We start from the raw sequence: 21,788 nt of genomic DNA, 5'->3' as shown, positions 1-21,788 counted from the left end.
AGTTAACTCACAGAAGTCATTAGCGAATGAAAATAACAATTTCCGGAACAGGGTATGTCGGTCTCTCTAACGGCATTCTGATTGCTCAAAACCACGAAGTGGTTGCACTGGATATCGTGCAGGCCAAAGTGGACATGCTCAATCAGAAAAAATCGCCGATTGTCGATAAAGAAATCCAGGACTATCTCAGCAATAAGCCGCTGAATTTCCGCGCCACGACTGACAAAGAAGATGCATATCGCGATGCGGATTACGTCATCATTGCGACGCCTACTGACTACGATCCAAAAACCAACTACTTCAACACCTCAACCGTCGAAGCGGTGATCAAAGACGTTATCGCGATCAACCCTCGTGCGGTGATGGTCATTAAGTCAACGATTCCTGTTGGTTTCACTAAATCCATCAAAGAGAAGTTTGGGATTGATAACATCTTCTTCTCGCCGGAGTTCCTGCGCGAGGGGAGAGCACTTTACGATAACCTGCATCCTTCGCGTATTGTTATTGGCGAACGCTCTGAGCGTGCTGAGCGCTTTGCCGCGCTGCTTCAGGAAGGGGCCCTGAAGAAAGATATTCAGGTGTTGTTTACCGACTCCACTGAAGCTGAGGCGATTAAGCTCTTTGCGAATACCTATCTGGCAATGCGAGTGGCTTATTTCAATGAGCTCGACAGCTATGCAGAGAGTCTTGGGCTGAACACCCGTCAGATTATTGAAGGGGTATGTCTCGATCCGCGCATTGGTAATCACTACAACAACCCTTCATTTGGCTACGGTGGTTACTGTCTGCCAAAAGACACCAAGCAACTGCTGGCAAACTATCAGGCTGTGCCGAACAATCTGATATCGGCGATTGTTGATGCTAACCGCACACGTAAAGATTTCATCTCCGATTCCATCCTTGCGCGTCAACCGAAAGTCGTCGGCGTATACCGTCTGATCATGAAGAGTGGCTCCGATAACTTCCGCGCTTCTTCTATTCAGGGGATCATGAAGCGCATTAAGGCGAAAGGGGTTGAGGTTGTCATCTATGAGCCTGCCATGCCGGACGATCAGTTCTTCAATTCACGGGTGATCCGCGATCTGGACGCCTTTAAGAAAGAAGCCGATGTCATCATTTCAAACCGCATGGCGGAAGAGCTGGCTGACGTGGCGGATAAGGTTTATACCCGCGATCTGTTTGGTAGCGACTGATTCTCTGCTTTATCCTATAAAAAACCCGGCTGAGTTGCCGGGTTTTTTATTTTCAGACTTTGTAGAAATCGCGGTACCAGTCAACGAAGTTCTTCACCCCATCTTTAACCGAGGTTTGCGGTTTAAATCCGATCGCATCATAAAGTGGCCGGGTATCGGCGCTGGTTTCCAGAACATCGCCTGGCTGAAGAGGCAGCATATTTTTCTCGGCTTTTTTACCAAGAGCATCTTCCAACGCGGTGATGTAATCCATCAGTTCTACCGGTGAACTGTTACCGATGTTGTAAACCCGGTAAGGCGCTGAGCTGCTTGCAGGTGACCCGGTCTCAACGGTCCAGTTTGAGTCAGGCTGGGGAATAACATCCTGCAGGCGAATAATCGCTTCAGCAATATCATCGATGTAAGTGAAGTCGCGCTTCATTTTACCGTAGTTATAGACATCGATGCTTTTGCCTTCGATCATCGCCTTCGTAAACTTGAATAGCGCCATGTCCGGGCGTCCCCATGGGCCGTACACGGTGAAGAAACGCAGGCCGGTGGTCGGCAGATTGTAGAGATGCGAATAGGTATGCGACATCAGCTCATTGGCTTTTTTGGTCGCAGCATACAGTGAGACAGGGTGGTCCACGGAATCTTCAGTGGAGAATGGCATCTTGCGGTTGAGGCCATATATGGAGCTGGAAGACGCATAGAGTAGATGCTGAACGTGGTTATGCCGGCAGCCTTCCAGCACGTTGAGGTGGCCAATAAGGTTGGCTTCCGCGTACACGTGAGGGTTTTCTAAAGAGTAGCGTACGCCCGCCTGTGCGGCCAGATGAATCACACGATCAAACTTCTCACCGTCGAAAAGCGTGGCCATACCTTCCCGGTCAGCTAATTCCAGCTTGTGGAAGGTGAAACCCTCAGAGTTTAACAGTTCCAGGCGTGCCAGCTTCAGGTTGACATCGTAGTATTCATTAAGGTTATCAATACCGACAACCTGATGACCGGCCTCCAGGAGGCGTTTACTGACATTTGCACCGATAAAACCAGCTGCACCCGTTACCAGAAATTTCATCTCTTCCCTCATAGCCTATATTCTTACAGATGCCATAGCGCATCACATGGCCTCTATGATAGCGCGAAGGGAGGTAAGTTACATAACCGATCTTTCCGATATTACTCATCGGATTCTTATAGAAAAATTGCCAGCAATAGATAAACTATGCAAACAACATTATGTTTGCCCGTTTTCATCTGTTAGGGATTGTATGACACAAAATAACAATAGCCAGGTCAGTCGAAGCAATGATCCTGAGCAAATCGATTTACTTGATTTAATGCTGCAGCTGTGGCGTGGGAAGTGGATGATAGCAACTTTTGTTGTTGCTTTTATCGTCCTGGCAATTGGGTATCTCTCTGTCGCGAAGGAGAAATGGACCTCCAGTGCGATCATTGCGCAGCCTGACGCTGCCCAGATAGCGACCTATTCAAATGCATTGAACATTCTCTACGGTAGTGCTGCACCCTCGATGCTCGACATTCAAACGCGCGCGATTGGCCGTTTTAATTCTTCGTTCTCGGCATTATCTCAGGCGCTCGAGAATCAGGAGGATCCTGAAAAACTGACTATAGCTCCGACCTCGACTGGACAGCCGCTCCCGCTAAGTGTTTCCTACACCAGTACATCTGCAGAAGCGGCTCAAAAGCAGCTGGCGCAGTACATTCAGCAAGTCGATGAGCAGACCGCAAAAGAACTGGCCCTGGATCTTAAGGACAATATTAAGGAGCAGATCAAGACTCTGAATGATTCTCTGCAAAACCAGGAGAAGGTCGCGCAGGAACAAAAAGATCTTCGTATCAAACAGATTGCTGAGGCGCTGAAGAACGCTGAGGCCGCGAAAATTACCTCTCCACAGCTCCAGCAAACCCAGGATGTCACGCAGGAAACATTGTTCCTGCTGGGAAGCGAAGGTCTGAAGTCGATGATTGACAATGAGGCTTCTCGTCCGTTGGTCTTCTCAACGGCCTATTACCAGACCAAGCGAAATCTGTTGGACATCCAGAACCTGAACGTAAACCCGGACACAATCCACGTTTACCGTTACGTCATGAAGCCGGATCTTCCTGTTCGCCGTGACAGCCCGAAAAAAGCCGTGATTTTGGTTCTTGCCGTTCTGCTGGGCGGAATGATTGGTTCCGGTGTGGTACTTGGCCGTAACGCCTTACGCAACTACAAACCAAAAGCCTGATTTGCAGATTAAAAAAAACCGGGGTATATCCCCGGTTTTTTTATTTGTGACGTTTGCGGAGATTTTCAATCACCGCCGTCAAATCCAGCTTCTGATCCTGCAGCAGCACCAGCAGGTGATACATCAAATCAGACGCTTCATTCGTTAGTTCCTCGCGGTCATGCACCGTCGCGGCCAGCGCGGTCTCAACGCCTTCTTCTCCTACTTTTTGTGCGATGCGCTTGGTTCCGCTGGCGTACAGCTTCGCGGTGTAGGAGCTTTCAGGATCCGCCGTTTTACGCTCTGCCAGCAGCTGTTCCAGTTGATACAGGAACAACCACTGATGGCTCGTCTCACCGAAGCAGCTGCTGGTGCCCTTGTGGCAGGTCGGTCCGATCGGATTGGCCAGCACCAGCAGGGTGTCGTTATCGCAGTCCGGCGTAATGCTGACCACATTCAGGAAATGACCCGAGGTTTCCCCTTTGGTCCACAAACGCTGTTTCGTGCGCGAGAAAAACGTGACTTTGCCGCTGTCGATCGTTTTTGCCAGCGCGTCCTGGTTCATATACCCCAGCATCAGCACTTCGCCTGAGACGGCATGCTGGACAACTACCGGCAGTAATCCGTCCGTTTTTTTCCAGTCCAGCTGCGCCTGTTGTTGCTCTGTTAACATACCCTGATCTCCACGCCCTGGTCGGCCAGGTACGTTTTTAACTCACCAATATTAATAATCTGTTTGTGGAAAACGGACGCGGCCAGCGCACCGTCCACGTTGGCATCGCGGAAGGCTTCGAGGAAGTGTTCCATGGTGCCCGCGCCGCCTGAGGCGATCAGCGGAACGTGGCAGACCGCACGGACTTTTTTCAGCTGCTCGAGGTCATATCCGTTACGCACGCCATCCTGGTTCATCATGTTGAGGACAATCTCGCCCGCGCCACGCTTCTGCACTTCCTGCACCCAGTCGAGCGTTTCCCACTGCGTCACGCGCGTACGGCTTTCATCTCCGGTGTACTGGTTGACGTGATATTTGCCCGTTGCGGCGTCATACCAGGTGTCGATCCCAACCACAATACACTGCACGCCAAAACGATCGGCAAGACGGGTGATCAGCTCCGGATCGGCCAGGGCAGGGGAATTGATGGAAATCTTGTCGGCACCAAACGAGAGAATTTTGGCGGCGTCGTCTGCGGATTTAATCCCGCCCGCCACGCAGAACGGAATATCGATCACTTCCGCCACGCGCGCCACCCAGCTTTTGTCGACCACGCGTCCATCGCTGGAGGCGGTGATATCATAAAAGACCAGCTCGTCTGCCCCTTCATCGGCATAGCGTTTTGCCAGCGGGACGATGTCGCCAATGATCTCGTGGTTGCGGAACTGCACGCCTTTCACGACCTGACCATCGCGTACGTCCAGGCAAGGGATTATCCGTTTTGCCAGCATTGAATCGCCTCCGTCACAGTAAATTTACCTTCCAGCAGGGCTCGGCCCACAATCACACCCTGTACACCGGTACCGCGCAGCGCGGCAATATCGTTTAAATCACCAATTCCGCCAGAAGACTGGAAGGCTACCTGCGGATAACGCGTACAGACCTCTTCATACAGCGAGACGTTGGAGCCCGCCAGCGTACCGTCGCGAGAGATGTCCGTGCACAGCACGTGCTTCAGGCCAACGGGGAGATACATCTCGACCAGCGCTTCCAGCGTAACGCCGGAGTTTTCCTGCCAGCCGCTGACCGCCACCTGCTTATTACCCTGTTCATCAATGCGCACGTCCAGCGCCAGCACCAGAGCGTCGGCGCCAAAGCGGCGGAACCAGCCTTTTACAATCTCAGGTTCTTTCACCGCGGTTGAACCGACCACCACGCGCGCTACGCCCGCGTCCAGCAGCGCCGCAACGTCATCTTCCGTACGCACGCCGCCGCCGACCTGTACCGGCACATCAACACCGGCGACCAGATTTTTCAGCAGGGGGATCTGGCGCTTCGCCGGGTCTTTCGCGCCCGTCAAATCCACCAGATGCAGCACCTGCGCACCCTGGGCGGCATAATCCTGCAGACGCGGCAGCGGGTCGTTTCCGTAGTCTCGCTGCTGGCCGTAATCGCCCTGGTGGAGACGGACAACCGTGCCGTCAATTAAATCTAAAGCGGGAATAATCATCACATCTCCAGGAAGTTTTTCAGCAGCTGTGCGCCTGCGGCGCCAGAGCGCTCCGGGTGAAACTGCACGCCGAAGAAATTGTCTTTCTGTACGGCCGCGGTAAACGCCTCGCCGTAGGTGCACTGGGCGATCGTATTCACGTTCACCGGCATGGCGTAGCTGTGCACGAAGTAAAAATACGCGCCGTCGTCGATGCCGCGAAACAGCCTGTCGCCCGCTTTGGCGTACACGCGGTTCCAGCCCATATGCGGCAGAGGCAGACCGTGGTCGGTCATCTTCGGCACGTCTTCGTCGATAATGCCCAGCAGGTCAACGCCGTTGCTCTCTTCGCTGCGGCGGCCCAGGATCTGCATACCCAGGCAAATGCCCAGCACCGGTTGGGTACAGGCTTTGATCAGATCGACCAGCTCGCGCTCGCGAATCTGATCCATCGCGGCCTGCGCAGTGCCTACGCCCGGCAGAAATAATTTGTCGGCACGCAGCACCACGTCCGGGTCACGACTGACCACCGGCTCGTAGCCGTGGCGGGTGATGGCCGACTTTACGGAGTTGAGGTTGGCGCATCCGGTATCCAGAATCACCACGTTCATTACAGCACTCCTTTTGATGAGGGCAGGGCGTCACCTTCCACGCGAATTGCCTGACGCAGCGTGCGGCCGAAGGCCTTGAAGAGACTCTCTACGCGGTGGTGGTCGTTCTTGCCTTTGGTCTTCAGGTGTAGCGTCAGGCCCATGGTGTAGGACAATGAACGGAAGAAGTGCTCCACCATTTCGGTGCTCAGATCGCCCACGCGCTGGTAATTAAAGTCTGCTTTATATTCCAGGTGCGGACGACCAGAGATATCCATTGCACAGCGCGCCAGACACTCGTCCATCGGCAGGACAAAGCCAAAACGGTTGATGCCGCGTTTATCACCAAGCGCCAGCTTGAGAGCTTCGCCCAGCGCCAGGCCGGTATCTTCCACGGTGTGGTGATCGTCAATATAAAGGTCGCCTTTTACCGTGATCTCCATGCGGAAACCGCCGTGGGTGGCAATCTGGTCCAGCATGTGGTCGAAGAAACCGACGCCGGTGTGGATCTTGCTGCCGCCTTCGCGGTCCAGCCAGACCTTCACATCAATCTGCGTCTCTTTGGTGTTGCGTTCAACGTGCGAGAAGCGGTCACGTTTTGTCAGCTGTTCGCCAATCATCGCCCAGTTAAGGTTGTTGCGGTCGTAGCGAAGCCCCGCGATGCCCATGTTTTCCGCGAGCGTAATATCGGTAATACGATCGCCGATGACATAGCTGTTGGCCTTATCCAGCACATCCGCCGCCAGGTATCGCTCGACCAGCTTCACCTTTGGCTTACGGCAGTCGCACTCGTCGGCCGGCATGTGAGGGCAAATCAGTACCTCATCAAAAACCACACCCTGAGAGGTCAGAACCTGCATCATCAGATTATGCGGGCCGTCAAAGTCTGCCTGCGGGAAGCTGTCGGTACCCAGACCGTCCTGGTTGGTGATCATCACCAGCTTGTATCCGGCTTTTTGCAGCTTAAGCAGCACCGGGATTACGTCAGGTTCGAACGCCAGCTTGTCGAATCGGTCGACCTGAAAATCAGCTGGTGGCTCCGAAATAAGGGTGCCGTCACGATCGATGAAAAGGATCTTCTGGGTCATACTTTCTCCGCTTTCAGGGCGTCAATCACGCGCTGGCTCTCTGCACGGGTGCCGATGGTAATGCGCAGGCATCCGCTCAGAGAAGGTTGTTTATTCTGGTCTCGTAAGATAATGCCCTGATCCCATAAAGATTTAAATACGGCGCTGGAAGCGGTAAAGCGCACCAGGATGTAGTTGGTTTCCGAGTCGAACACCTGCTCCACGCACGGGATATCTTTCAGGGCCGTCACCAGGTACTGACGCTCTTCCAGAATTTGCGCCACGCGCTCGCGCATGGCGTTGATGCCCTGCGGCGCCAGCGCCTGTGCGGCAATGTCGGCAACCGGCGTGGAGAGCGGGTAAGGGGCAATGACTTTCAGCAGCAGGTCGATGACCTCTTTATTGGCCAGCGTAAAGCCGCAGCGCAGGCCCGCGAGAGCGAAAGCCTTCGACAGTGTACGCAGCACCACCAGGTGCGGATACTCTTCCAGCCAGCCTGCCAGCGTCGCCTGCGGGCAGAACTCGATGTAGGCTTCGTCGGCCACCACCAGGGCTTTACCGCGCGTCATCTCCAGCAGGGTGCGGATATCCTGCGGGTTGATAATCTGTCCGGTGGGGTTGTTCGGGCTACAGACAAACACGACCTTTACGCCGTCAAGATTGTCGGCAATGCCCTGCAGATCCAGCTGCCAGTTCTCCAGTGAGAGCACGTTGCGGCACGCCACCCCGAAGGTTTCCGCGCTGACGCTGTACATGCCGTAGGTCGGCTGGCAGTACATCACCGCATCTTTGCCCGGCTCGCAGAAGGCGCGGATCAGCAGTTCAATGCCTTCATCCGCGCCGCGGCTGACCAGCACCTGCTCTGGCTTCACGCCAGCATACTGCGCGTAGTTTTCGATTACCGCCTTCGGCTGACACTCCGGATAGCGGTTCAGCGTTTGCTGCGACAGCTCAAACTGTACCGCCGTTGGGTATTCGTTGGCGTTCAGCCAGACATCCCCTTTACCGCCCAGACGACGCGCAGACTGATAGGGCGTCAGGTGACGGACATTTTCGCGGGCTAATTCTTCAATGTTCATGCTTGCTCCTTCAGGGCCGCAACGCGCAGCGTAACGGCATTTTTGTGGGCGGTCAGGCGCTCGGCGGCGGCCAGGGTTTCAATAGTAGACGCCAGTGACGCAAACCCTTCGCGGGAGAGTTCCTGCACGGTCATGCGTTTCTGGAAATCCGCCAGGCCCAGGCTGGAACAGGTTGAGGTATAGCCATACGTTGGCAGCACGTGGTTGGTGCCGGAGGCGTAATCGCCTGCGGACTCCGGTGACCAGTCGCCGAGGAACACCGAGCCCGCGCTGGTAATACTGTCGACCAGATCACGCGCATTGCGGGTCTGAATAATCAGGTGCTCCGGGCCGTACTGGTTAGAAATGGCAATGCACTGGTCCAGGTCACGCGCCACAATTAGGCGGCTGGCCGCTAACGCCTGGCGTGCCGTGTCGGCGCGGGGCAGGTCGGCAAGCTGACGCTCCACGGCTTCGCCTACGCATTTTGCCATATCGGCATCCGGCGTCAGCAGGATGACCTGCGAGTCCGGGCCGTGTTCCGCCTGGGAAAGCAGGTCGGACGCCACGAAGTCCGGCGTGGCGCCGCTGTCGGCAATCACCAGCACCTCAGACGGGCCGGCAGGCATATCGATGGCCGCGCCGTCCAGACGCTGGCTGACCTGGCGCTTAGCTTCGGTCACATACGCATTGCCAGGGCCAAAGATTTTGTCGACCTTGGGAATGGATTCTGTGCCGAACGCCAGGGCGGAAATCGCCTGCGCGCCGCCCACTTTATAGACCGCCTGCACGCCGCACAGCTTCGCCGCGTACAGGATCTCGTCGGCAATCGGTGGCGGTGAGCAAAGCACCACTTTCTGACACCCGGCAATGCGCGCGGGTGTCGCCAGCATCAGTACGGTGGAGAAAAGCGGGGCAGAGCCGCCGGGAATATAGAGACCGACGGAGGCAACCGGGCGGGTTACCTGCTGGCAACGTACGCCGGGCAGGGTTTCCACATCTACGGTCTGCAGCTTTTGCGCGGTGTGGAAGGTATCAATATTTTTCACCGCAACGGCCATCGCCTGCTTGATGTCGTCGCCCAGACGATCGCTGGCATCAATGATTTCCTGCTCGGTTACCTGTAATGCGTCAACTTCCGTCTTATCAAACTTTGCGCTGTATTCCCGCAGTGCGTCATCGCCACGGGCTTTGACGTTATCCAGGATCTCCGCCACGGTGCGTGAGATGCTCTCTGAGGCGGAAATCGCCGGACGCATCAGCAGCTCGTGCTGCTGTGCGTCGCTACAGGTATTCCAGTCGATGATTGTGTTAAAGCTCATGGCCATTACTCCATCATCTTCTCAATCGGCAGCACCAGGATGGAGCTTGCGCCCAGCGCCTTCAGTTTCTCCATGGTTTCCCAGAACAGGGTTTCGCTGCTCACCATGTGCATAGCCACGCGCTGCTGATCGCCCGCCAGCGGCAGGATGGTTGGGCGCTCGGCGCCAGGCAGCAGGGCAATCACTTCATCCAGACGTTCGGTCGGGGCGTGCATCATGATGTACTTGGATTCACGCGCCTGAATCACGCCCTGAATACGGGTCAGCAGTTTGTCGATCAACTGCTGCTTAGCGTCGGCCATGTCGCCGTCTCGCTGAATCAGGCACGCTTTGGAGCGGTAGATCACCTCCACTTCGCGCAGACCATTCGCTTCCAGCGTCGCGCCGGTAGAGACCAGGTCACAGATAGCGTCCGCCAGACCCGCTCGCGGGGCCACTTCAACAGAGCCGTTCAGCAGACAGGATTTAAACTGCACGCCTTTCTGATCCAGATAACGCTTTAACAGGTGAGGGTAGGAGGTGGCGATACGTTTGCCGTTCAGCGCGGCCGGACCGTCCCAGGCTTCATCAACCGGCGTCGCCAGCGACAGGCGGCAGCCGCCGAAGTCCAGACGACGCAGGGTGAAGTAACGTGGGTCTTCGCCCTGCGCGCGGCGGGTCAGCAGCTCTTCTTCCAGCACGTTTTCCCCGATGATGCCGAGGTCAACGACGCCATCCATGACCAGGCCGGGAATATCGTCATCACGCACGCGCAGAATGTCGATGGGCATGTTTTCAGCCAGAGCAATCAGGCGCTGGGTGTGCAGGTTAATTTTAATCCCGCAGCGGGCCAGCAGTTCGCGTGAATCGTCACTTAAACGGCCTGATTTTTGAATAGCTATGCGTAAACGTGAGTTATCTAACATTCTTTATTCCTCGTTAACCTGTTTTAACCTGTCTGAATTCGGTCCAAAAAAAAGCCCCCGGAAGAAGATCTTCCGGGGGCTTTCTCATGCGTTCATGCACCACTGGAAGATCCAAACGTCTTCCAGCACACATCGCCTGAAAGACTAGTCAGGATGATGGTGATGATGGTGGTGTTTAAATTGAACGCGTGTCATATAAATTCTCGATGAATGCTTATTCATTTGATGTCTTTTAACGTAAACCAGTTGTACGACATATTGCAAGGGCTTTTTTTGATCATTAATTCATTTCATATTGATGCTATGAATTGTGTGTTCTGCCGGGCTGGCGTAGCCTTATAAAAGACGAGTGAGAGTCAGGAGAATTCGCATGAAAAAGGTCGCGATTGTCGGTTTAGGATGGCTGGGAATGCCGCTGGCGATGTCATTAGCCGCGAAAGGCTGGCAGGTGACCGGGAGCAAAACCACGGCGGATGGGGTAGAGGCAGCGCGCATGTGCGGTATTGATGGCGTTGAACTGCGTCTTGAACCGGAACTGGTGTGTGACGCTGACGACCTGGACACGCTGATGAACGTCGATGCGCTGGTGATCACTCTCCCCGCACGGCGCAGTGGCCCGGGCGAGTCGTTTTATCTGCAGGCGATGCAGGAGATTGTCGACAGCGCGCTGGCGCACCATGTTCCCCGCATCATTTTTACCAGCTCGACCTCGGTCTATGGTGAGGTTGAGGGCGTGGTGAAAGAAAGTTCCGAGCGCCGTCCCGTTACGGCCAGCGGTCAGGTTCTGAAAGAGCTGGAAGATTGGCTGCATAATCTTCCCGGCACGCAGGTTGATATCGTACGTCTGGCGGGGCTGGTGGGCCCTGGCCGTCATCCGGGACGCTTTTTCGCCGGGAAGTCTGCGCCAGATGGCCAGCATGTTGTCAATCTTGTGCATCTTGACGATGTTGTTGCCGCGATTGAGCTACTCTTACAGGCTCCGAAAGGTGGACACATCTATAATATATGTGCACCGTCTCATCCGGCGCGCAGCACGTTTTACCCGCTGATGGCACGTCAGCTGGGCCTGGCGCCACCGGTCTTTGGTGAGGCAAAGGATGACAGTAAAGGCAAAATTGTTGATGGCAATCGCATTTGTCATGAGCTGGGGTTTGAGTATCAGTATCCCGATCCGCTGGTGATGCCCATGGAATAAGTCCCGCAGCGGAGACGATCGCACACCAGAAGGGGGCGAGCATGAAACCGCTGCTGGATGTTCTTATTATTCTGGATGCACTGGAAAAAGAGGGGAGCTTTGCCGCTGCGTCGGCAAAACTCTACAAAACCCCTTCGGCCCTGAGCTATACCGTTCAAAAACTGGAAAGCGATCTCAATATCCAGATCCTCGATCGCTCCGGGCATCGAGCCCGTTTTACCCGTACCGGGCAAATGCTGCTGGAAAAGGGACGCGAAGTCCTCCACACCGTTCGTGAACTCGAAAAACAGGCCGTCAAACTCCATCAGGGCTGGGAAAACGAGCTGGTGATTGGCGTGGATGATACCTTTCCCTTTTCTCTCCTGACGCCGCTGATTGAAGCCTTTTATCAACACCACAGCGTGACCCGACTCATTTTTATAAACGGCGTGCTGGGAGGTTCCTGGGATGCCTTAACCCAGGGCAGGGCGGATATTTTTGTCGGTGCACTCCACGAGCCTCCCCAGTTGAGCGAGTTTGGTTTTGCGCGTCTGGGCGTGCTGGAGCAGGTGTTCGCCGTGGCGCCCCATCATCCGCTGGCTCAGGAGCCTGAGCCGCTTAACCGCCGCGTGATTAAAGGCTACCGCGCCATCGTGGTCGGGGACAGCTCTCGCCCGGAATGTGCGGTTTCCTCGCAGCTGCTTGACGAGCAGGAGGCCATCACCGTTTTCGACTTTAAAACCAAGCTGGAGCTGCAAATCAGCGGTCTGGGCTGCGGCTATTTACCCCGCTATCTGGCACAGCGGTACATTGACAGCGGTGCGCTTGTTGAAAAACAGGTACTTGCTCAAAACAGCCATGAATCGGTATGGGTGGGCTGGAATGAGCAAACCGCCGGGCTCGCCAGCGCCTGGTGGCGGGACGAAATTTTAGCAAATAGTGCTATCGCCGCTGTATATGCTCAGGGCAGTGCCGAGAAATCAGCCAGTTAGAAAAAAGAAAATTACCCGCTGCGTTGCAAAGTATTGCCTTTTGTATCCGATGTGGGGCAAAATGCGGCCGCTGCAACCAAATGAATAATCGACGATATAAAAGGCGTCGGTTATTTTTTTTTGCATGTACGAAACGAAACTAAAAACCAAGAGGCCGGGCTTCGTACCGGATAGATATTTACTAAAATCCGACAGTTGTTGTCGCTGAGGAAGAAAGAAATGGGGCAATTTTTCGCTTACGTGGCGGTTATCACCGTAAAGGAGATTAACTATGTCGCATAACGCAACTCCAAACACCTCTCGCGTGGAATTACGTAAAACGCTTACGTTGATTCCGGTTGTTATGATGGGCCTGGCCTATATGCAACCGATGACGCTGTTCGATACATTCGGTATCGTATCGGGCCTCACCGACGGTCATGTGCCGACGGCTTACGGCTTCGCGCTGATTGCGATCCTCTTTACCGCGCTGAGCTACGGTAAGCTGGTGCGTCGCTATCCGTCTGCGGGTTCCGCCTACACCTATGCCCAGAAATCCATCAGCCCGACGGTTGGCTTTATGGTGGGCTGGTCTTCGCTGCTCGACTATCTGTTCGCGCCGATGATCAACATTCTGCTGGCAAAAATCTATTTTGAAGCGCTGGTGCCGTCGATTCCATCCTGGATGTTTGTCGTGGCGCTGGTGGCCTTTATGACGGCCTTTAACCTGCGCAGCATCAAGTCCGTTGCCAACTTTAACTCCGTTATCGTTGTGCTTCAGGTTGTCCTGATTGCCGTTATTCTTGGCATGGTGATCTATGGCGTGTTCCACGGTGAAGGCGCTGGCACCCTGGCGAGCAGCAAACCGTTCTGGTCTGGTGATGCGCATGTGATCCCGATGATTACCGGGGCAACCATTCTGTGCTTCTCCTTTACCGGTTTTGACGGGATCAGCAACCTGTCTGAAGAAACGAAAGATGCAGAGCGCGTGATCCCGCGCGCCATCTTCCTGACGGCGCTGATTGGCGGTCTGATCTTTATTTTCTCGACCTATTTCCTGCAGCTGTACTTCCCGGATATCTCTCGCTTCAAGGATCCGGATGCATCTCAGCCGGAAATCATGCTCTATGTGGCGGGTAAAGCGTTCCAGGTCGGCGCGCTGATCTTCTCCACCATCACCGTACTGGCGTCCGGTATGGCCGCGCATGCAGGCGTTGCGCGTCTGATGTACGTAATGGGCCGCGATGGCGTATTCCCGAAAAGCTTCTTCGGCTACGTGCATCCAACCTGGCGTACCCCGGCGATGAACATTATCCTGGTCGGTGCGATCGCGCTTCTGGCAATTAACTTTGACCTGGTGATGGCAACGGCGCTGATTAACTTCGGTGCGCTGGTGGCGTTTACCTTTGTTAACCTGTCGGTTATCTCTCAGTTCTGGATCCGTGAAAAGCGTAACAAGACGCTGAAAGATCACTTCCAGTATCTGTTCCTGCCGATGTGTGGTGCCCTGACCGTGGGCGCGCTGTGGGTTAACCTGGAAGAGAGCTCGATGGTGCTTGGCCTTATTTGGGCGGGTATCGGCCTGGTTTACCTGGCCTGCGTCACGAAGAGCTTCCGTAACCCGGTTCCTCAGTACGAAGACGTCGCGTAAGACTGTGTCGGGTGGCGGCTACGCCTTACCCGACCTACATACCCCGTAGGCCCGCGTAAGCGAAGCGCCACCGGGCAAAAAAAAGCCGGAGACATCGCCTCCGGCTTTTTTATACCCATCGATCAAACTATCTCTTGCGCGTACTGGAACAGGGATTTCAGCAGTGCCAGTTTCTCAGCATTCCCTTCATACTGGCCATAAAGCATTTCCAGCTCCTGGGCGTAGCTGTGCAGATATTCTGGCGTAAACACGTTACGACGGTGCTGCAGCCAGCGTTCCTGCTCTGCTTCATCCAGGGTTCCCGGGTAATTACGCGCGCGGTAATTAAACATCAGCTTTTCGATGCGCTTATCAGCGAAGGTGATATCCAGCGCAGGTAAGTTGCGCGGCTCGGTTTGCAGAACGATATTCATGGCCGCGCGATCGGCATCACTGAAGAAACCGTTATAGAGCTGGGCGTCCACGTTTTCAGACGGCACGAACGGCTCGGCTTCGGCAAAGATGGCGACCACTTTCTCGCGCACCTGCGGATTTTCACGCAGCACTTTGAGATTATCGAGGCAGTGCTGGCGGTTAATGCCGAGTCTGTCCGCATCTTCCGGGCGCAGCGTATTCGCCTGCGCCAGGACCGGACATTTATTGATATGCACCAGTTTGACCGGCACCGCAGGCAGATCGCCGAGTTCATTCTTCGGCGTGTACAGCCGTTCACGCAGGGTATCGCTGTCGAGCTCCAACAGCGGTGAAATATCGCCCGCCAAATCCACCATGATGACCGCATTACGGTTGTCCGGATGCCACGCCAGCGGGGCGACCCAGCTGGTATTGCCGCGCCATGCGCCAAACATGCCGGAAATATGCACCAGCGGCTTCATCTGCGGCACATCAATCAGCGTGGTCAACTTCTGTTTACTGCGGTGGCTCAGCAGATACTCGAACAGTCGTGGCTGCGCGCTTTTCACCAGCTTCGCCATGGCAATGGTGGCATAGACGTCCGCCATCGCGTCGTGGGCATTGCTGTGCTCAATGCCGTTGGCGCGCGTCAGGTGTTCCAGCCGGAAGCTGGTCAGCCCTTCCTCATTTTCCGGCCAGTGAATGCCCTCAGGACGCAGGGCGTAGCAGGCGCGCATGATGTCGAGCAAATCCCAGCGCGAATTGCGGTTCTGCCAGCTCCAGGCATAGGGATCGTAGAAGTTACGATAGAAGATGTTGCGCGTCACTTCGTCATCGAAGCGGATGTTGTTGTAACCGACCACGCAGGTGTTGGGGACGGTAAACAGGTCGTGGATGCGTCGGGCGAATTCTGCCTCGTTAACGCCTTTTTCCCGCGCTTCCTGAGGGGTGATCCCGGTGACCATGACCGCGCCGGGCTGCGGCAGATAGTCATCCGCAGGCTTGCAGTAAAAGACCTCGGGCTCGCCAATGATGTTGAATTCGTCGTCGGTACGGATGGCGGCAAACTGCGCCGGTCGGTCCAGCGCCGGGTGAGTGCCAAAGGTTTCATAGTCATGAAATAAAAAAGTCGGGCGAGCGGCAGAGTCAGACACCAGTAATACCATCCTGTTAAAAAATGACGTCACTATGGTAAACGATCGTGCGGTCGAGACCGAATAAAAAGCACCTCCGCATCGCAGATTTGCGCGCCAGCTTCAGAGAAAAATCTGCGTTCTGTCACATTTTTTTGCAATTAAGCCAGGTAACGACATCAGAACTCCCGTAAAAAGGTCATCGATTTTTAATGACCTGAGGATATACCGTTGAAACGCCGTCTGTTTATTGCTGTTTCTTTACTCGCTTCGAGTGTCTCATCTGCTTTTGCGGCCGAACCACTGGATTTTTCGCCGCAGCCTCCGGCCATTCAGGCTGGCTCCTGGGTGCTGATGGATTACACGACTGGTCAGATCTTAACGGCGGGCAACGAACATCAACAACGCAATCCGGCGAGCCTGACCAAGCTGATGACGGGGTATGTGGTGGATCGGGCCATTGATAGCCACCGCATTACCCCGGACGACATCGTCACCGTAGGGCGCGATGCCTGGGCAAAAGGGAACCCGGTGTTTGACGGTTCATCGCTGATGTTCCTGAAAGAAGGCGATCGCGTCTCCGTGCGCGACTTAAGCCGCGGCCTGATTGTCGACTCTGGCAACGACGCCTGCGTGGCGCTGGCCGATCACGTGGCGGGCGGTCAGCCGCAGTTTGTGAAGATGATGAACGACTACGTGCAGAAGCTGAACCTGCGCGATACGCATTTTGAAACCGTCCACGGGCTGGATGCGCCGGGCCAGCACAGCTCGGCCTATGACCTGGCCGTACTCTCCCGCGCCATCATCCACGGTGAGCCCGAGTTTTATCATATGTACAGCGAAAAGAGCCTGACCTGGAACGGGATCACCCAGCAAAACCGTAACGGCCTGCTGTGGGATAAAACCATGAACGTGGACGGGCTGAAAACAGGGCATACCTCAGGGGCCGGTTTTAACCTGATTGCGTCTGCCGTAGACGGCCAGCGCCGTTTAATCGCGGTGGTGATGGGGGCGGATAGCCCGAAAGGGCGCGAAGACCAGGCCCGGAAACTGCTGCACTGGGGGCAGCAGAATTTCGATACGGTGCAGATCCTGCATAGCGGTAAAAAAGTAGGGACAGAGCGCATCTGGTACGGCGATAAGGAGCAGGTGAAACTGGGTACCGACCAGGACTTCTGGCTGGCCCTGCCGAAAGCGGAAGTACCCAACATCAAAGCCAAATACGTACTGGATAAAAAAGAGCTGGAAGCGCCGATTGCCGCGCACCAGCGGGTCGGGGAGATCCAGCTCTACGACCGCGACAAGGTGGTAGCCCACTGGCCGCTGGTCACGCTGGAAGCCGTTGATAAAGGCGACCTGTTCTCTCGGCTGAGCGATTATCTGCACCACACGCTCTAACGGCAGATGAGCAGACTGGCAGGGTTGCGAGTCTGCTCACATAATAAACACTCCTCGTTTGCTGATAATAGTAATCCGGTTTTATAGTGTATAAATATACAGTAATGAGCGGAGGCAGCATGGACTACAGTATTAAGCAGCAACAGAAACGTAAGATTGCCGGTTTTCATTTGGTCGGACCGTGGGAACACACGGTAAAACAAGGCTTTGAACAGCTGGTGATGTGGGTCGACGGGCGTCACATTGAGCCGCTGGAGTGGGTTGCAGTTTACTACGATAATCCGGATGAAGTCCCGCCAGAAAAACTGCGCTGTGATACGGCCGTTACGGTACCGGATGATTTCGTTATCCCGGAAAACAGCGAAGGCGTCATGATGACGGAAATCGCGGCCGGGGATTATGCCGTGGCGACGGCGCGCGTGGAAAACTACGACTTCGCCACGCCGTGGTATCAGTTCTTCAATTCCCTGCTGCAGGACAATAAGTACCAGATGGCGCTCAAACCCTGCTTCGAACGCTATCTCAATGACGGCAATGCGGACGGTTACTGGGATATCGAAATGTATATCGCGGTAGAGCATAAAACGGTTTAAGCCTGCTAAGTGAAGGGTTTTTCAGCCGGGAGCGATCCGCCCGGCCGAAAACACAGTACAATTGTGATTTGCCGTGTAGCTGGAGAGCGGGTGTGCGTCCCGACAAATCATTAACCCCTTTTGAAATTCGGTTGTACAAACACTACCGCGTGGTGCATGGGTGCCGCATCGCGCTGGCTTTCGTGCTGACGTTTGTACTGGTGCGTTTATTGGATGTTCCGGAAGGGACGTGGCCGCTGATCACGCTGGTGGTGGTGATGGGGCCCATCTCGTTTTGGGGGAACGTTGTTCCGCGCGCCCTGGAGCGCATTGGCGGGACCGTGTTAGGTTCGGCTCTGGGGCTTATCGCCCTCAAGCTGGAGCTTATCTCGTTTCCGGTGATGCTGGCATGGTGCGGTGCCGCCATGTTCCTGTGCGGCTGGCTGGCGTTGGGTAAAAAGCCGTATCAGGCGCTGCTGATCGGTATTACGCTCGCGGTGGTGGTCGGTGCGCCCGCCGGGGATATGACCACGGCGCTGTGGCGAAGCGGGGATGTCATCCTGGGTTCACTGTTGGCGATGCTCTTCACCGGTATCTGGCCGCAGCGTGCTTTTCTGCACTGGCGTATTCAGATGGCCAGCTACGTCACCGCGTTTAACCGCGTCTATCAGGCCGGTTTTTCCCCGAATCTGGTTGAACGCCCGCGCCTGGAAAAGCACCTGCAGACCATCCTTAACGACGTGGTCAAAATGCGCGGCCTGATCACGCCCGCCAGCAAAGAAACCCATATTCAGAAATCAATTTTCGAAGCTATCCAGACGGTAAGCCGCAATCTGGTCTGCATGCTTGAGCTGCAAATCAACGCCCACTGGGCCACGCGCCCCAGCCATCTGTTGATGCTTAACGCGCAGACCCTCAAAGAGACCCAGCAGATGACGCAGCAAACGCTGTTGACCATCGCCCATGCGCTCTATGAAGGGAACCCGCAGCCGATACTGGCCAACAGCGAGCGACTGAACGAGATCGTCGCGGAGCTGAAGCAGTTAATCAATGAACGCCAGAGCGATAACGTGGCGGAAACGCCTATTCATGGCTACGTCTGGCTGAGCATGGAACTGGCGCGGCAGCTTGAGCTGTTATCGCACCTGATTTGCCGGGCGCTGCGCAAATAAAAGGCGTATGTGACGGCTGCTGCTTCGATTCAGCAGCAATTGGGGTTATGATAGCTTTAAACGATATACTCATTGTCATTCGCAGCCGCTGTCAGTAAGGTTATTGTTACAACGGTTGCCTTAACGAATCCGAATCTCACATTATCAGGGGTGTAAAAATGGAAACTACCAAGCCTTCGTTCCAGGATGTTCTGGAATTCGTCCGCCTGTTCCGCCGCAAAAACAAACTGCAGCGTGAAATCCAGGACGTTGAGAAGAAGATCCGTGACAACCAGAAACGTGTTCTGCTGCTCGACAACCTGAGCGACTACATCAAGCCAGGCATGAGCGTTGAAGCTATTCAGGGCATCATCGCCAGCATGAAGAGCGACTATGAAGACCGTGTTGATGACTACATCATCAAAAACGCTGAGCTGTCCAAAGAGCGTCGCGACATCTCCAAGAAGCTGAAAGTGATGGGCGAAATCAAAAACGGCGAAGCAAAAAGCGAGTAATCGCAGCGAATAGTGAAAAAGGCTCTCTGGTGACAGAGAGCCTTTTTTTATGACGCAGAATGGGGCTGTAGCTGATAAATCCAGGCCTGGACCTGCTTGCCTTCAGCAGTGGTCACCGTGACCTCAACCCGATCGTAGCCGTCTTCAAACTCATCCAGCATTGGCCAGTGTGCGGCAAGGCTATCAGAGATAAACAGATAGCCTTCGACGCGGGGTCCGTTAGGGTGGAGCACGATCCCCGGAAAGTCCGCCGCAGCGCCCCAGCCGCGTTCGTAAAACGTACCGGATACGGAACCGGCCAGCCATTCGCCGCCAATCTTTTCAAGAATATGCGCATTAGAGTGGCCCGGTCGCAGCGTGCCGTAGACAAACAGAGCGTTCATTTTCCCTCATCCGCAAAGCAAAAAGCCTGCTTTAAAAGCAGGCTTTTTAAATTTGGCTCCTCTGACTGGACTCGAACCAGTGACATACGGATTAACAGTCCGCCGTTCTACCGACTGAACTACAGAGGAATCGTTGTGGAGGCTTATCTTAGCGGCGAAAAAAGTTTTGTCAAACCTGATCTTAGGGAAAATCGACTGATTGCTGATTCTGTCGTCAGTTTGTTGTAATTCCACACATCTTTTTCCGGAAAATACTTTGCAGGATGAGCATTTCTCCCCCATCATTTGAAATGGAGTTTCAACTTTTCTCGCTAAGGTCCATTTTGAACGTTACTGCCTCCTTACGCCAGGCGATCGTGCGCACGCCATGGTATGCAAAACGTAAAAGCTATCGGGTTCTCTTCTGGCGTGAAATCACCCCTCTTGCCGTGCCTATCTTCCTGGAAAATACCTGCGTTTTGCTGATGGGAGTCCTGAGCACCTTCCTGGTGAGCTGGCTGGGGAAAGAGGCGATGGCCGGGGTGGGGCTGGCGGACAGCTTTAACATGGTGGTGATTTCGTTCTTTGCCGCCATAGACCTCGGGACGACGGTGGTGGTGGCCTTTAGCCTCGGCAAGCTGGACCCCAAACGTGCACGCGAGGCGGCCCGCCAGTCGCTGATGATCATGACCATTTTTTCAATTGTTCTGGCGGCGGTGATCCACTATTTCGGCAAAGAGATTATCGACTTTGTCGCCGGGGAGGCCACGAATGAGGTTAAAGACCTGGCGCTGACCTACCTGGAAATGACCGTCATCAGCTATCCGGCGGCGGCCATTGCGCTGATTGGTAGCGGTGCGCTGCGCGGGGCGGGCAACACCAAAATTCCGCTGCTGATCAACGGCGGAATGAATATCCTGAATATCATTATCAGCAGCGTGCTGATTTACGGTGTGTTCTCGTGGGACGGGCTGGGGTTCGTCGGCGCCGGACTGGGGCTGACCATTTCACGCTATATCGGTGCGGCTGCCATCATCGGGGTGCTGATGGCGGGGATCACCCCCTCGCTACGTCTGACGCTGAAAAGTTATTTCCGCCCCTTTAATTTCGCCATTATCTGGGAAGTGATGGGGATCGGCATTCCTGCAAGCATTGAGTCGGTGTTGTTTAACGGCGGGAAATTGCTGACGCAGATGTTTGTCGCCGGCATGGGCACCGACGTGATCGCCGGTAACTTCATCGCCTTCTCCATCGCCTCGCTAATTAACCTGCCGGGTAACGCGCTGGGCTCTGCATCAACCATCATCACCGGGAAACGGCTCGGGAAAGGGCAGATAGGCCAGGCGGAGCGACAGCTGCGGCACGTCTTCTGGCTGTCGACCATTGGACTGACCGTGATTGCCTGGGGAACCGCCCCGTTTGCCGGGTTAATGGCTTCGTTCTATACCCACGAAGACGACGTTAAAGAGGTCGTTAAGATCCTCATCTGGCTCAATGCGGCTTTTATGCCCATCTGGGCGGCCTCATGGGTACTGCCCGCCGGGCTAAAGGGCGCGCGCGATGCCCGCTTTGCGATGTGGGTGTCGATGCTAGGCATGTGGGGATGTCGCGTCGTGGCGGGGTATACGCTCGGGGTGATGCTCGGATGGGGAGTGGTCGGCGTATGGCTGGGGATGTTCCTCGACTGGGCCGTGCGGGGCGCGCTGTTCTACTGGCGGATGGTCAGCGGGCGCTGGCTGTGGAAATATCCGCGAAAAAATGCCTGACAATTGCGCGAAGTGGAGAATAATTCGGCAAACGATCGGAAATATGCATTCTGCCTTTGACATCCCGGGGAGGCATCGATAATATGCGCCCCGTTCACACGATTCCTCTGTAGTTCAGTCGGTAGAACGGCGGACTGTTAATCCGTATGTCACTGGTTCGAGTCCAGTCAGAGGAGCCAAATTTGAAAAGCCTGCTTTTAAAGCAGGCTTTTTGCT

The 21,788-nt window shown here is 54.9% G+C and carries 23 protein-coding genes, 2 tRNA genes and 1 other annotated feature; of the genes, 12 read left to right on the top strand and 13 right to left on the bottom strand.

All coding sequences use genetic code 11. The features are described 5' to 3' along the window. Positions 1–26 precede the first annotated feature (26 nt). The gene (gene ugd / locus AC0TN7_RS03320; protein WP_104950569.1) at positions 27–1,193 is read left to right on the top strand and encodes a UDP-glucose 6-dehydrogenase; all 1,167 of its coding nucleotides are present in this window, start codon (positions 27–29) and stop codon (positions 1,191–1,193) included. A gap of 52 nt (positions 1,194–1,245) precedes the next feature. Here the strand turns inward: ugd and AC0TN7_RS03315 are convergent, their stop codons facing one another. Continuing rightward, complete coding sequence (locus tag AC0TN7_RS03315) at positions 1,246–2,250, bottom strand: NAD-dependent epimerase (RefSeq protein ID WP_267216989.1); 1,005 nt, start codon at positions 2,248–2,250, stop codon at positions 1,246–1,248. A gap of 193 nt (positions 2,251–2,443) precedes the next feature. On the opposite strand from AC0TN7_RS03315, the gene wzzB reads away from it, so the two are divergent. Beyond that, positions 2,444–3,424: an LPS O-antigen chain length determinant protein WzzB gene (wzzB, locus tag AC0TN7_RS03310; protein ID WP_463727148.1), complete on the top strand. Its 981-nt coding sequence runs from the start codon at positions 2,444–2,446 to the stop codon at positions 3,422–3,424. A 40-nt stretch (positions 3,425–3,464) separates the two neighbouring features. Here the strand turns inward: wzzB and hisIE are convergent, their stop codons facing one another. The 9 genes from hisIE to hisL form a co-directional block, all read right to left on the bottom strand. Beyond that, positions 3,465–4,076 (bottom strand): bifunctional phosphoribosyl-AMP cyclohydrolase/phosphoribosyl-ATP diphosphatase HisIE, encoded by a 612-nt coding sequence (hisIE, locus tag AC0TN7_RS03305; RefSeq protein WP_032646448.1) that lies wholly within the window; start codon positions 4,074–4,076, stop codon positions 3,465–3,467. Continuing rightward, positions 4,070–4,846: an imidazole glycerol phosphate synthase subunit HisF gene (hisF, locus tag AC0TN7_RS03300; protein WP_023330862.1), complete on the bottom strand. Its 777-nt coding sequence runs from the start codon at positions 4,844–4,846 to the stop codon at positions 4,070–4,072. Before hisF ends, hisIE begins: the two co-directional genes overlap by 7 nt. Continuing rightward, a complete protein-coding gene (hisA, locus tag AC0TN7_RS03295) occupies positions 4,828–5,565 on the bottom strand; it encodes a 1-(5-phosphoribosyl)-5-[(5-phosphoribosylamino)methylideneamino]imidazole-4-carboxamide isomerase (RefSeq protein ID WP_024908077.1) in 738 nt (245 codons plus the stop codon). Before hisA ends, hisF begins: the two co-directional genes overlap by 19 nt. After that, positions 5,565–6,155: an imidazole glycerol phosphate synthase subunit HisH gene (gene hisH, locus AC0TN7_RS03290; protein WP_024908076.1), complete on the bottom strand. Its 591-nt coding sequence runs from the start codon at positions 6,153–6,155 to the stop codon at positions 5,565–5,567. Before hisH ends, hisA begins: the two co-directional genes overlap by 1 nt. Next, complete coding sequence (hisB, locus tag AC0TN7_RS03285) at positions 6,155–7,222, bottom strand: bifunctional histidinol-phosphatase/imidazoleglycerol-phosphate dehydratase HisB (protein WP_024908075.1); 1,068 nt, start codon at positions 7,220–7,222, stop codon at positions 6,155–6,157. Before hisB ends, hisH begins: the two co-directional genes overlap by 1 nt. Continuing rightward, on the bottom strand, positions 7,219–8,280 hold the full coding sequence (gene hisC, locus AC0TN7_RS03280; protein ID WP_024908074.1) for a histidinol-phosphate transaminase: 1,062 nt from the start codon (positions 8,278–8,280) through the stop codon (positions 7,219–7,221). The genes hisB and hisC overlap by 4 nt, the downstream gene beginning before the upstream one ends. After that, positions 8,277–9,581 (bottom strand): histidinol dehydrogenase, encoded by a 1,305-nt coding sequence (hisD, locus tag AC0TN7_RS03275; protein WP_473701829.1) that lies wholly within the window; start codon positions 9,579–9,581, stop codon positions 8,277–8,279. The genes hisC and hisD overlap by 4 nt, the downstream gene beginning before the upstream one ends. A gap of 5 nt (positions 9,582–9,586) precedes the next feature. After that, complete coding sequence (gene hisG, locus AC0TN7_RS03270) at positions 9,587–10,486, bottom strand: ATP phosphoribosyltransferase (protein ID WP_028018500.1); 900 nt, start codon at positions 10,484–10,486, stop codon at positions 9,587–9,589. A 45-nt stretch (positions 10,487–10,531) separates the two neighbouring features. Then, positions 10,532–10,655: a sequence feature (His leader region), on the bottom strand. Further along, the gene (gene hisL / locus AC0TN7_RS03265) at positions 10,631–10,681 is read right to left on the bottom strand and encodes a his operon leader peptide (RefSeq protein ID WP_001364200.1); all 51 of its coding nucleotides are present in this window, start codon (positions 10,679–10,681) and stop codon (positions 10,631–10,633) included. (Overlaps the previous feature by 25 nt.) A 175-nt stretch (positions 10,682–10,856) precedes the next feature. Between hisL and AC0TN7_RS03260 the strand changes: the two genes are divergently transcribed. The 4 genes from AC0TN7_RS03260 (at position 10,857) to plaP (ending at position 14,282) form a co-directional block, all read left to right on the top strand. Next, on the top strand, positions 10,857–11,681 hold the full coding sequence (locus AC0TN7_RS03260) for an SDR family oxidoreductase (RefSeq protein ID WP_024908072.1): 825 nt from the start codon (positions 10,857–10,859) through the stop codon (positions 11,679–11,681). Positions 11,682–11,722: 41 nt separating this feature from the next. Beyond that, the gene (locus AC0TN7_RS03255; RefSeq protein WP_370883483.1) at positions 11,723–12,652 is read left to right on the top strand and encodes a LysR substrate-binding domain-containing protein; all 930 of its coding nucleotides are present in this window, start codon (positions 11,723–11,725) and stop codon (positions 12,650–12,652) included. A 219-nt stretch (positions 12,653–12,871) separates the two neighbouring features. Then, positions 12,872–12,934: a membrane protein YoeI gene (gene yoeI, locus AC0TN7_RS03250; RefSeq protein ID WP_100245854.1), complete on the top strand. Its 63-nt coding sequence runs from the start codon at positions 12,872–12,874 to the stop codon at positions 12,932–12,934. Continuing rightward, positions 12,924–14,282, top strand: coding sequence for a putrescine/proton symporter PlaP (plaP, locus tag AC0TN7_RS03245; protein WP_008499462.1), 1,359 nt, complete (start codon positions 12,924–12,926; stop codon positions 14,280–14,282). Before yoeI ends, plaP begins: the two co-directional genes overlap by 11 nt. Before the next feature lie 122 nt (positions 14,283–14,404). Here plaP and sbcB read toward each other — a convergent pair whose 3' ends face one another. Continuing rightward, a complete protein-coding gene (gene sbcB, locus AC0TN7_RS03240; RefSeq protein WP_473701844.1) occupies positions 14,405–15,841 on the bottom strand; it encodes an exodeoxyribonuclease I in 1,437 nt (478 codons plus the stop codon). Between the two features lie 198 nt (positions 15,842–16,039). Here sbcB and dacD point away from each other — a divergent pair, with 198 nt between their 5' ends. The 4 genes from dacD to AC0TN7_RS03220 all read left to right on the top strand — a co-directional run bounded on the left by dacD (position 16,040) and on the right by AC0TN7_RS03220 (position 19,444). Further along, the gene (gene dacD / locus AC0TN7_RS03235) at positions 16,040–17,206 is read left to right on the top strand and encodes a serine-type D-Ala-D-Ala carboxypeptidase DacD (protein WP_024908069.1); all 1,167 of its coding nucleotides are present in this window, start codon (positions 16,040–16,042) and stop codon (positions 17,204–17,206) included. A 119-nt stretch (positions 17,207–17,325) separates the two neighbouring features. Continuing rightward, positions 17,326–17,799 carry a DNA gyrase inhibitor SbmC gene (gene sbmC / locus AC0TN7_RS03230; protein ID WP_458727855.1) on the top strand — a complete coding sequence of 158 codons (474 nt, stop codon included), beginning with the start codon at positions 17,326–17,328 and terminating at the stop codon, positions 17,797–17,799. A gap of 92 nt (positions 17,800–17,891) precedes the next feature. After that, positions 17,892–18,950: an FUSC family protein gene (locus AC0TN7_RS03225; protein WP_024908067.1), complete on the top strand. Its 1,059-nt coding sequence runs from the start codon at positions 17,892–17,894 to the stop codon at positions 18,948–18,950. A gap of 158 nt (positions 18,951–19,108) precedes the next feature. Further along, a complete protein-coding gene (locus AC0TN7_RS03220; protein ID WP_008499467.1) occupies positions 19,109–19,444 on the top strand; it encodes a DUF496 family protein in 336 nt (111 codons plus the stop codon). A gap of 47 nt (positions 19,445–19,491) precedes the next feature. Here the strand turns inward: AC0TN7_RS03220 and AC0TN7_RS03215 are convergent, their stop codons facing one another. Next, positions 19,492–19,827, bottom strand: a complete 336-nt coding sequence (locus tag AC0TN7_RS03215) for a gamma-glutamylcyclotransferase family protein (RefSeq protein ID WP_024908066.1) — start codon at positions 19,825–19,827, stop codon at positions 19,492–19,494. 53 nt (positions 19,828–19,880) lie between these two features. Further along, a tRNA-Asn gene (locus tag AC0TN7_RS03210) sits at positions 19,881–19,956 on the bottom strand. A 161-nt stretch (positions 19,957–20,117) separates the two neighbouring features. Between AC0TN7_RS03210 and emmdR the strand changes: the two genes are divergently transcribed. Next, positions 20,118–21,572: a multidrug efflux MATE transporter EmmdR gene (gene emmdR / locus AC0TN7_RS03205; RefSeq protein ID WP_139210916.1), complete on the top strand. Its 1,455-nt coding sequence runs from the start codon at positions 20,118–20,120 to the stop codon at positions 21,570–21,572. A 103-nt stretch (positions 21,573–21,675) separates the two neighbouring features. Then, positions 21,676–21,751 (top strand) — tRNA-Asn (locus AC0TN7_RS03200). The last annotated feature ends 37 nt before the right edge of the window (positions 21,752–21,788 follow it).

The organism is Enterobacter sp. PL_is511, assembly GCF_055816065.1.
The sequence above is the reverse complement of the archived record's forward strand: the minus strand, read 5'-3'. Positions and strand labels throughout refer to the sequence as shown.

Bases quoted from the DNA above. Each gene is read 5' to 3' on its own strand.
- ugd (WP_104950569.1), top strand. From the start codon at position 27: ATGAAAATAACAATTTCCGGAACAGGGTATGTCGGTCTCTCTAACGGC.
- AC0TN7_RS03315 (WP_267216989.1), bottom strand. From the start codon at position 2,250: ATGAAATTTCTGGTAACGGGTGCAGCTGGTTTTATCGGTGCAAATGTC.
- wzzB (WP_463727148.1), top strand. From the start codon at position 2,444: ATGACACAAAATAACAATAGCCAGGTCAGTCGAAGCAATGATCCTGAG.
- hisIE (WP_032646448.1), bottom strand. From the start codon at position 4,076: ATGTTAACAGAGCAACAACAGGCGCAGCTGGACTGGAAAAAAACGGAC.
- hisF (WP_023330862.1), bottom strand. From the start codon at position 4,846: ATGCTGGCAAAACGGATAATCCCTTGCCTGGACGTACGCGATGGTCAG.
- hisA (WP_024908077.1), bottom strand. From the start codon at position 5,565: ATGATTATTCCCGCTTTAGATTTAATTGACGGCACGGTTGTCCGTCTC.
- hisH (WP_024908076.1), bottom strand. From the start codon at position 6,155: ATGAACGTGGTGATTCTGGATACCGGATGCGCCAACCTCAACTCCGTA.
- hisB (WP_024908075.1), bottom strand. From the start codon at position 7,222: ATGACCCAGAAGATCCTTTTCATCGATCGTGACGGCACCCTTATTTCG.
- hisC (WP_024908074.1), bottom strand. From the start codon at position 8,280: ATGAACATTGAAGAATTAGCCCGCGAAAATGTCCGTCACCTGACGCCC.
- hisD (WP_473701829.1), bottom strand. From the start codon at position 9,581: ATGAGCTTTAACACAATCATCGACTGGAATACCTGTAGCGACGCACAG.
- hisG (WP_028018500.1), bottom strand. From the start codon at position 10,486: ATGTTAGATAACTCACGTTTACGCATAGCTATTCAAAAATCAGGCCGT.
- AC0TN7_RS03260 (WP_024908072.1), top strand. From the start codon at position 10,857: ATGAAAAAGGTCGCGATTGTCGGTTTAGGATGGCTGGGAATGCCGCTG.
- AC0TN7_RS03255 (WP_370883483.1), top strand. From the start codon at position 11,723: ATGAAACCGCTGCTGGATGTTCTTATTATTCTGGATGCACTGGAAAAA.
- plaP (WP_008499462.1), top strand. From the start codon at position 12,924: ATGTCGCATAACGCAACTCCAAACACCTCTCGCGTGGAATTACGTAAA.
- sbcB (WP_473701844.1), bottom strand. From the start codon at position 15,841: ATGGTATTACTGGTGTCTGACTCTGCCGCTCGCCCGACTTTTTTATTT.
- sbmC (WP_458727855.1), top strand. From the start codon at position 17,326: ATGGACTACAGTATTAAGCAGCAACAGAAACGTAAGATTGCCGGTTTT.
- AC0TN7_RS03220 (WP_008499467.1), top strand. From the start codon at position 19,109: ATGGAAACTACCAAGCCTTCGTTCCAGGATGTTCTGGAATTCGTCCGC.
- AC0TN7_RS03215 (WP_024908066.1), bottom strand. From the start codon at position 19,827: ATGAACGCTCTGTTTGTCTACGGCACGCTGCGACCGGGCCACTCTAAT.
- emmdR (WP_139210916.1), top strand. From the start codon at position 20,118: ATGGAGTTTCAACTTTTCTCGCTAAGGTCCATTTTGAACGTTACTGCC.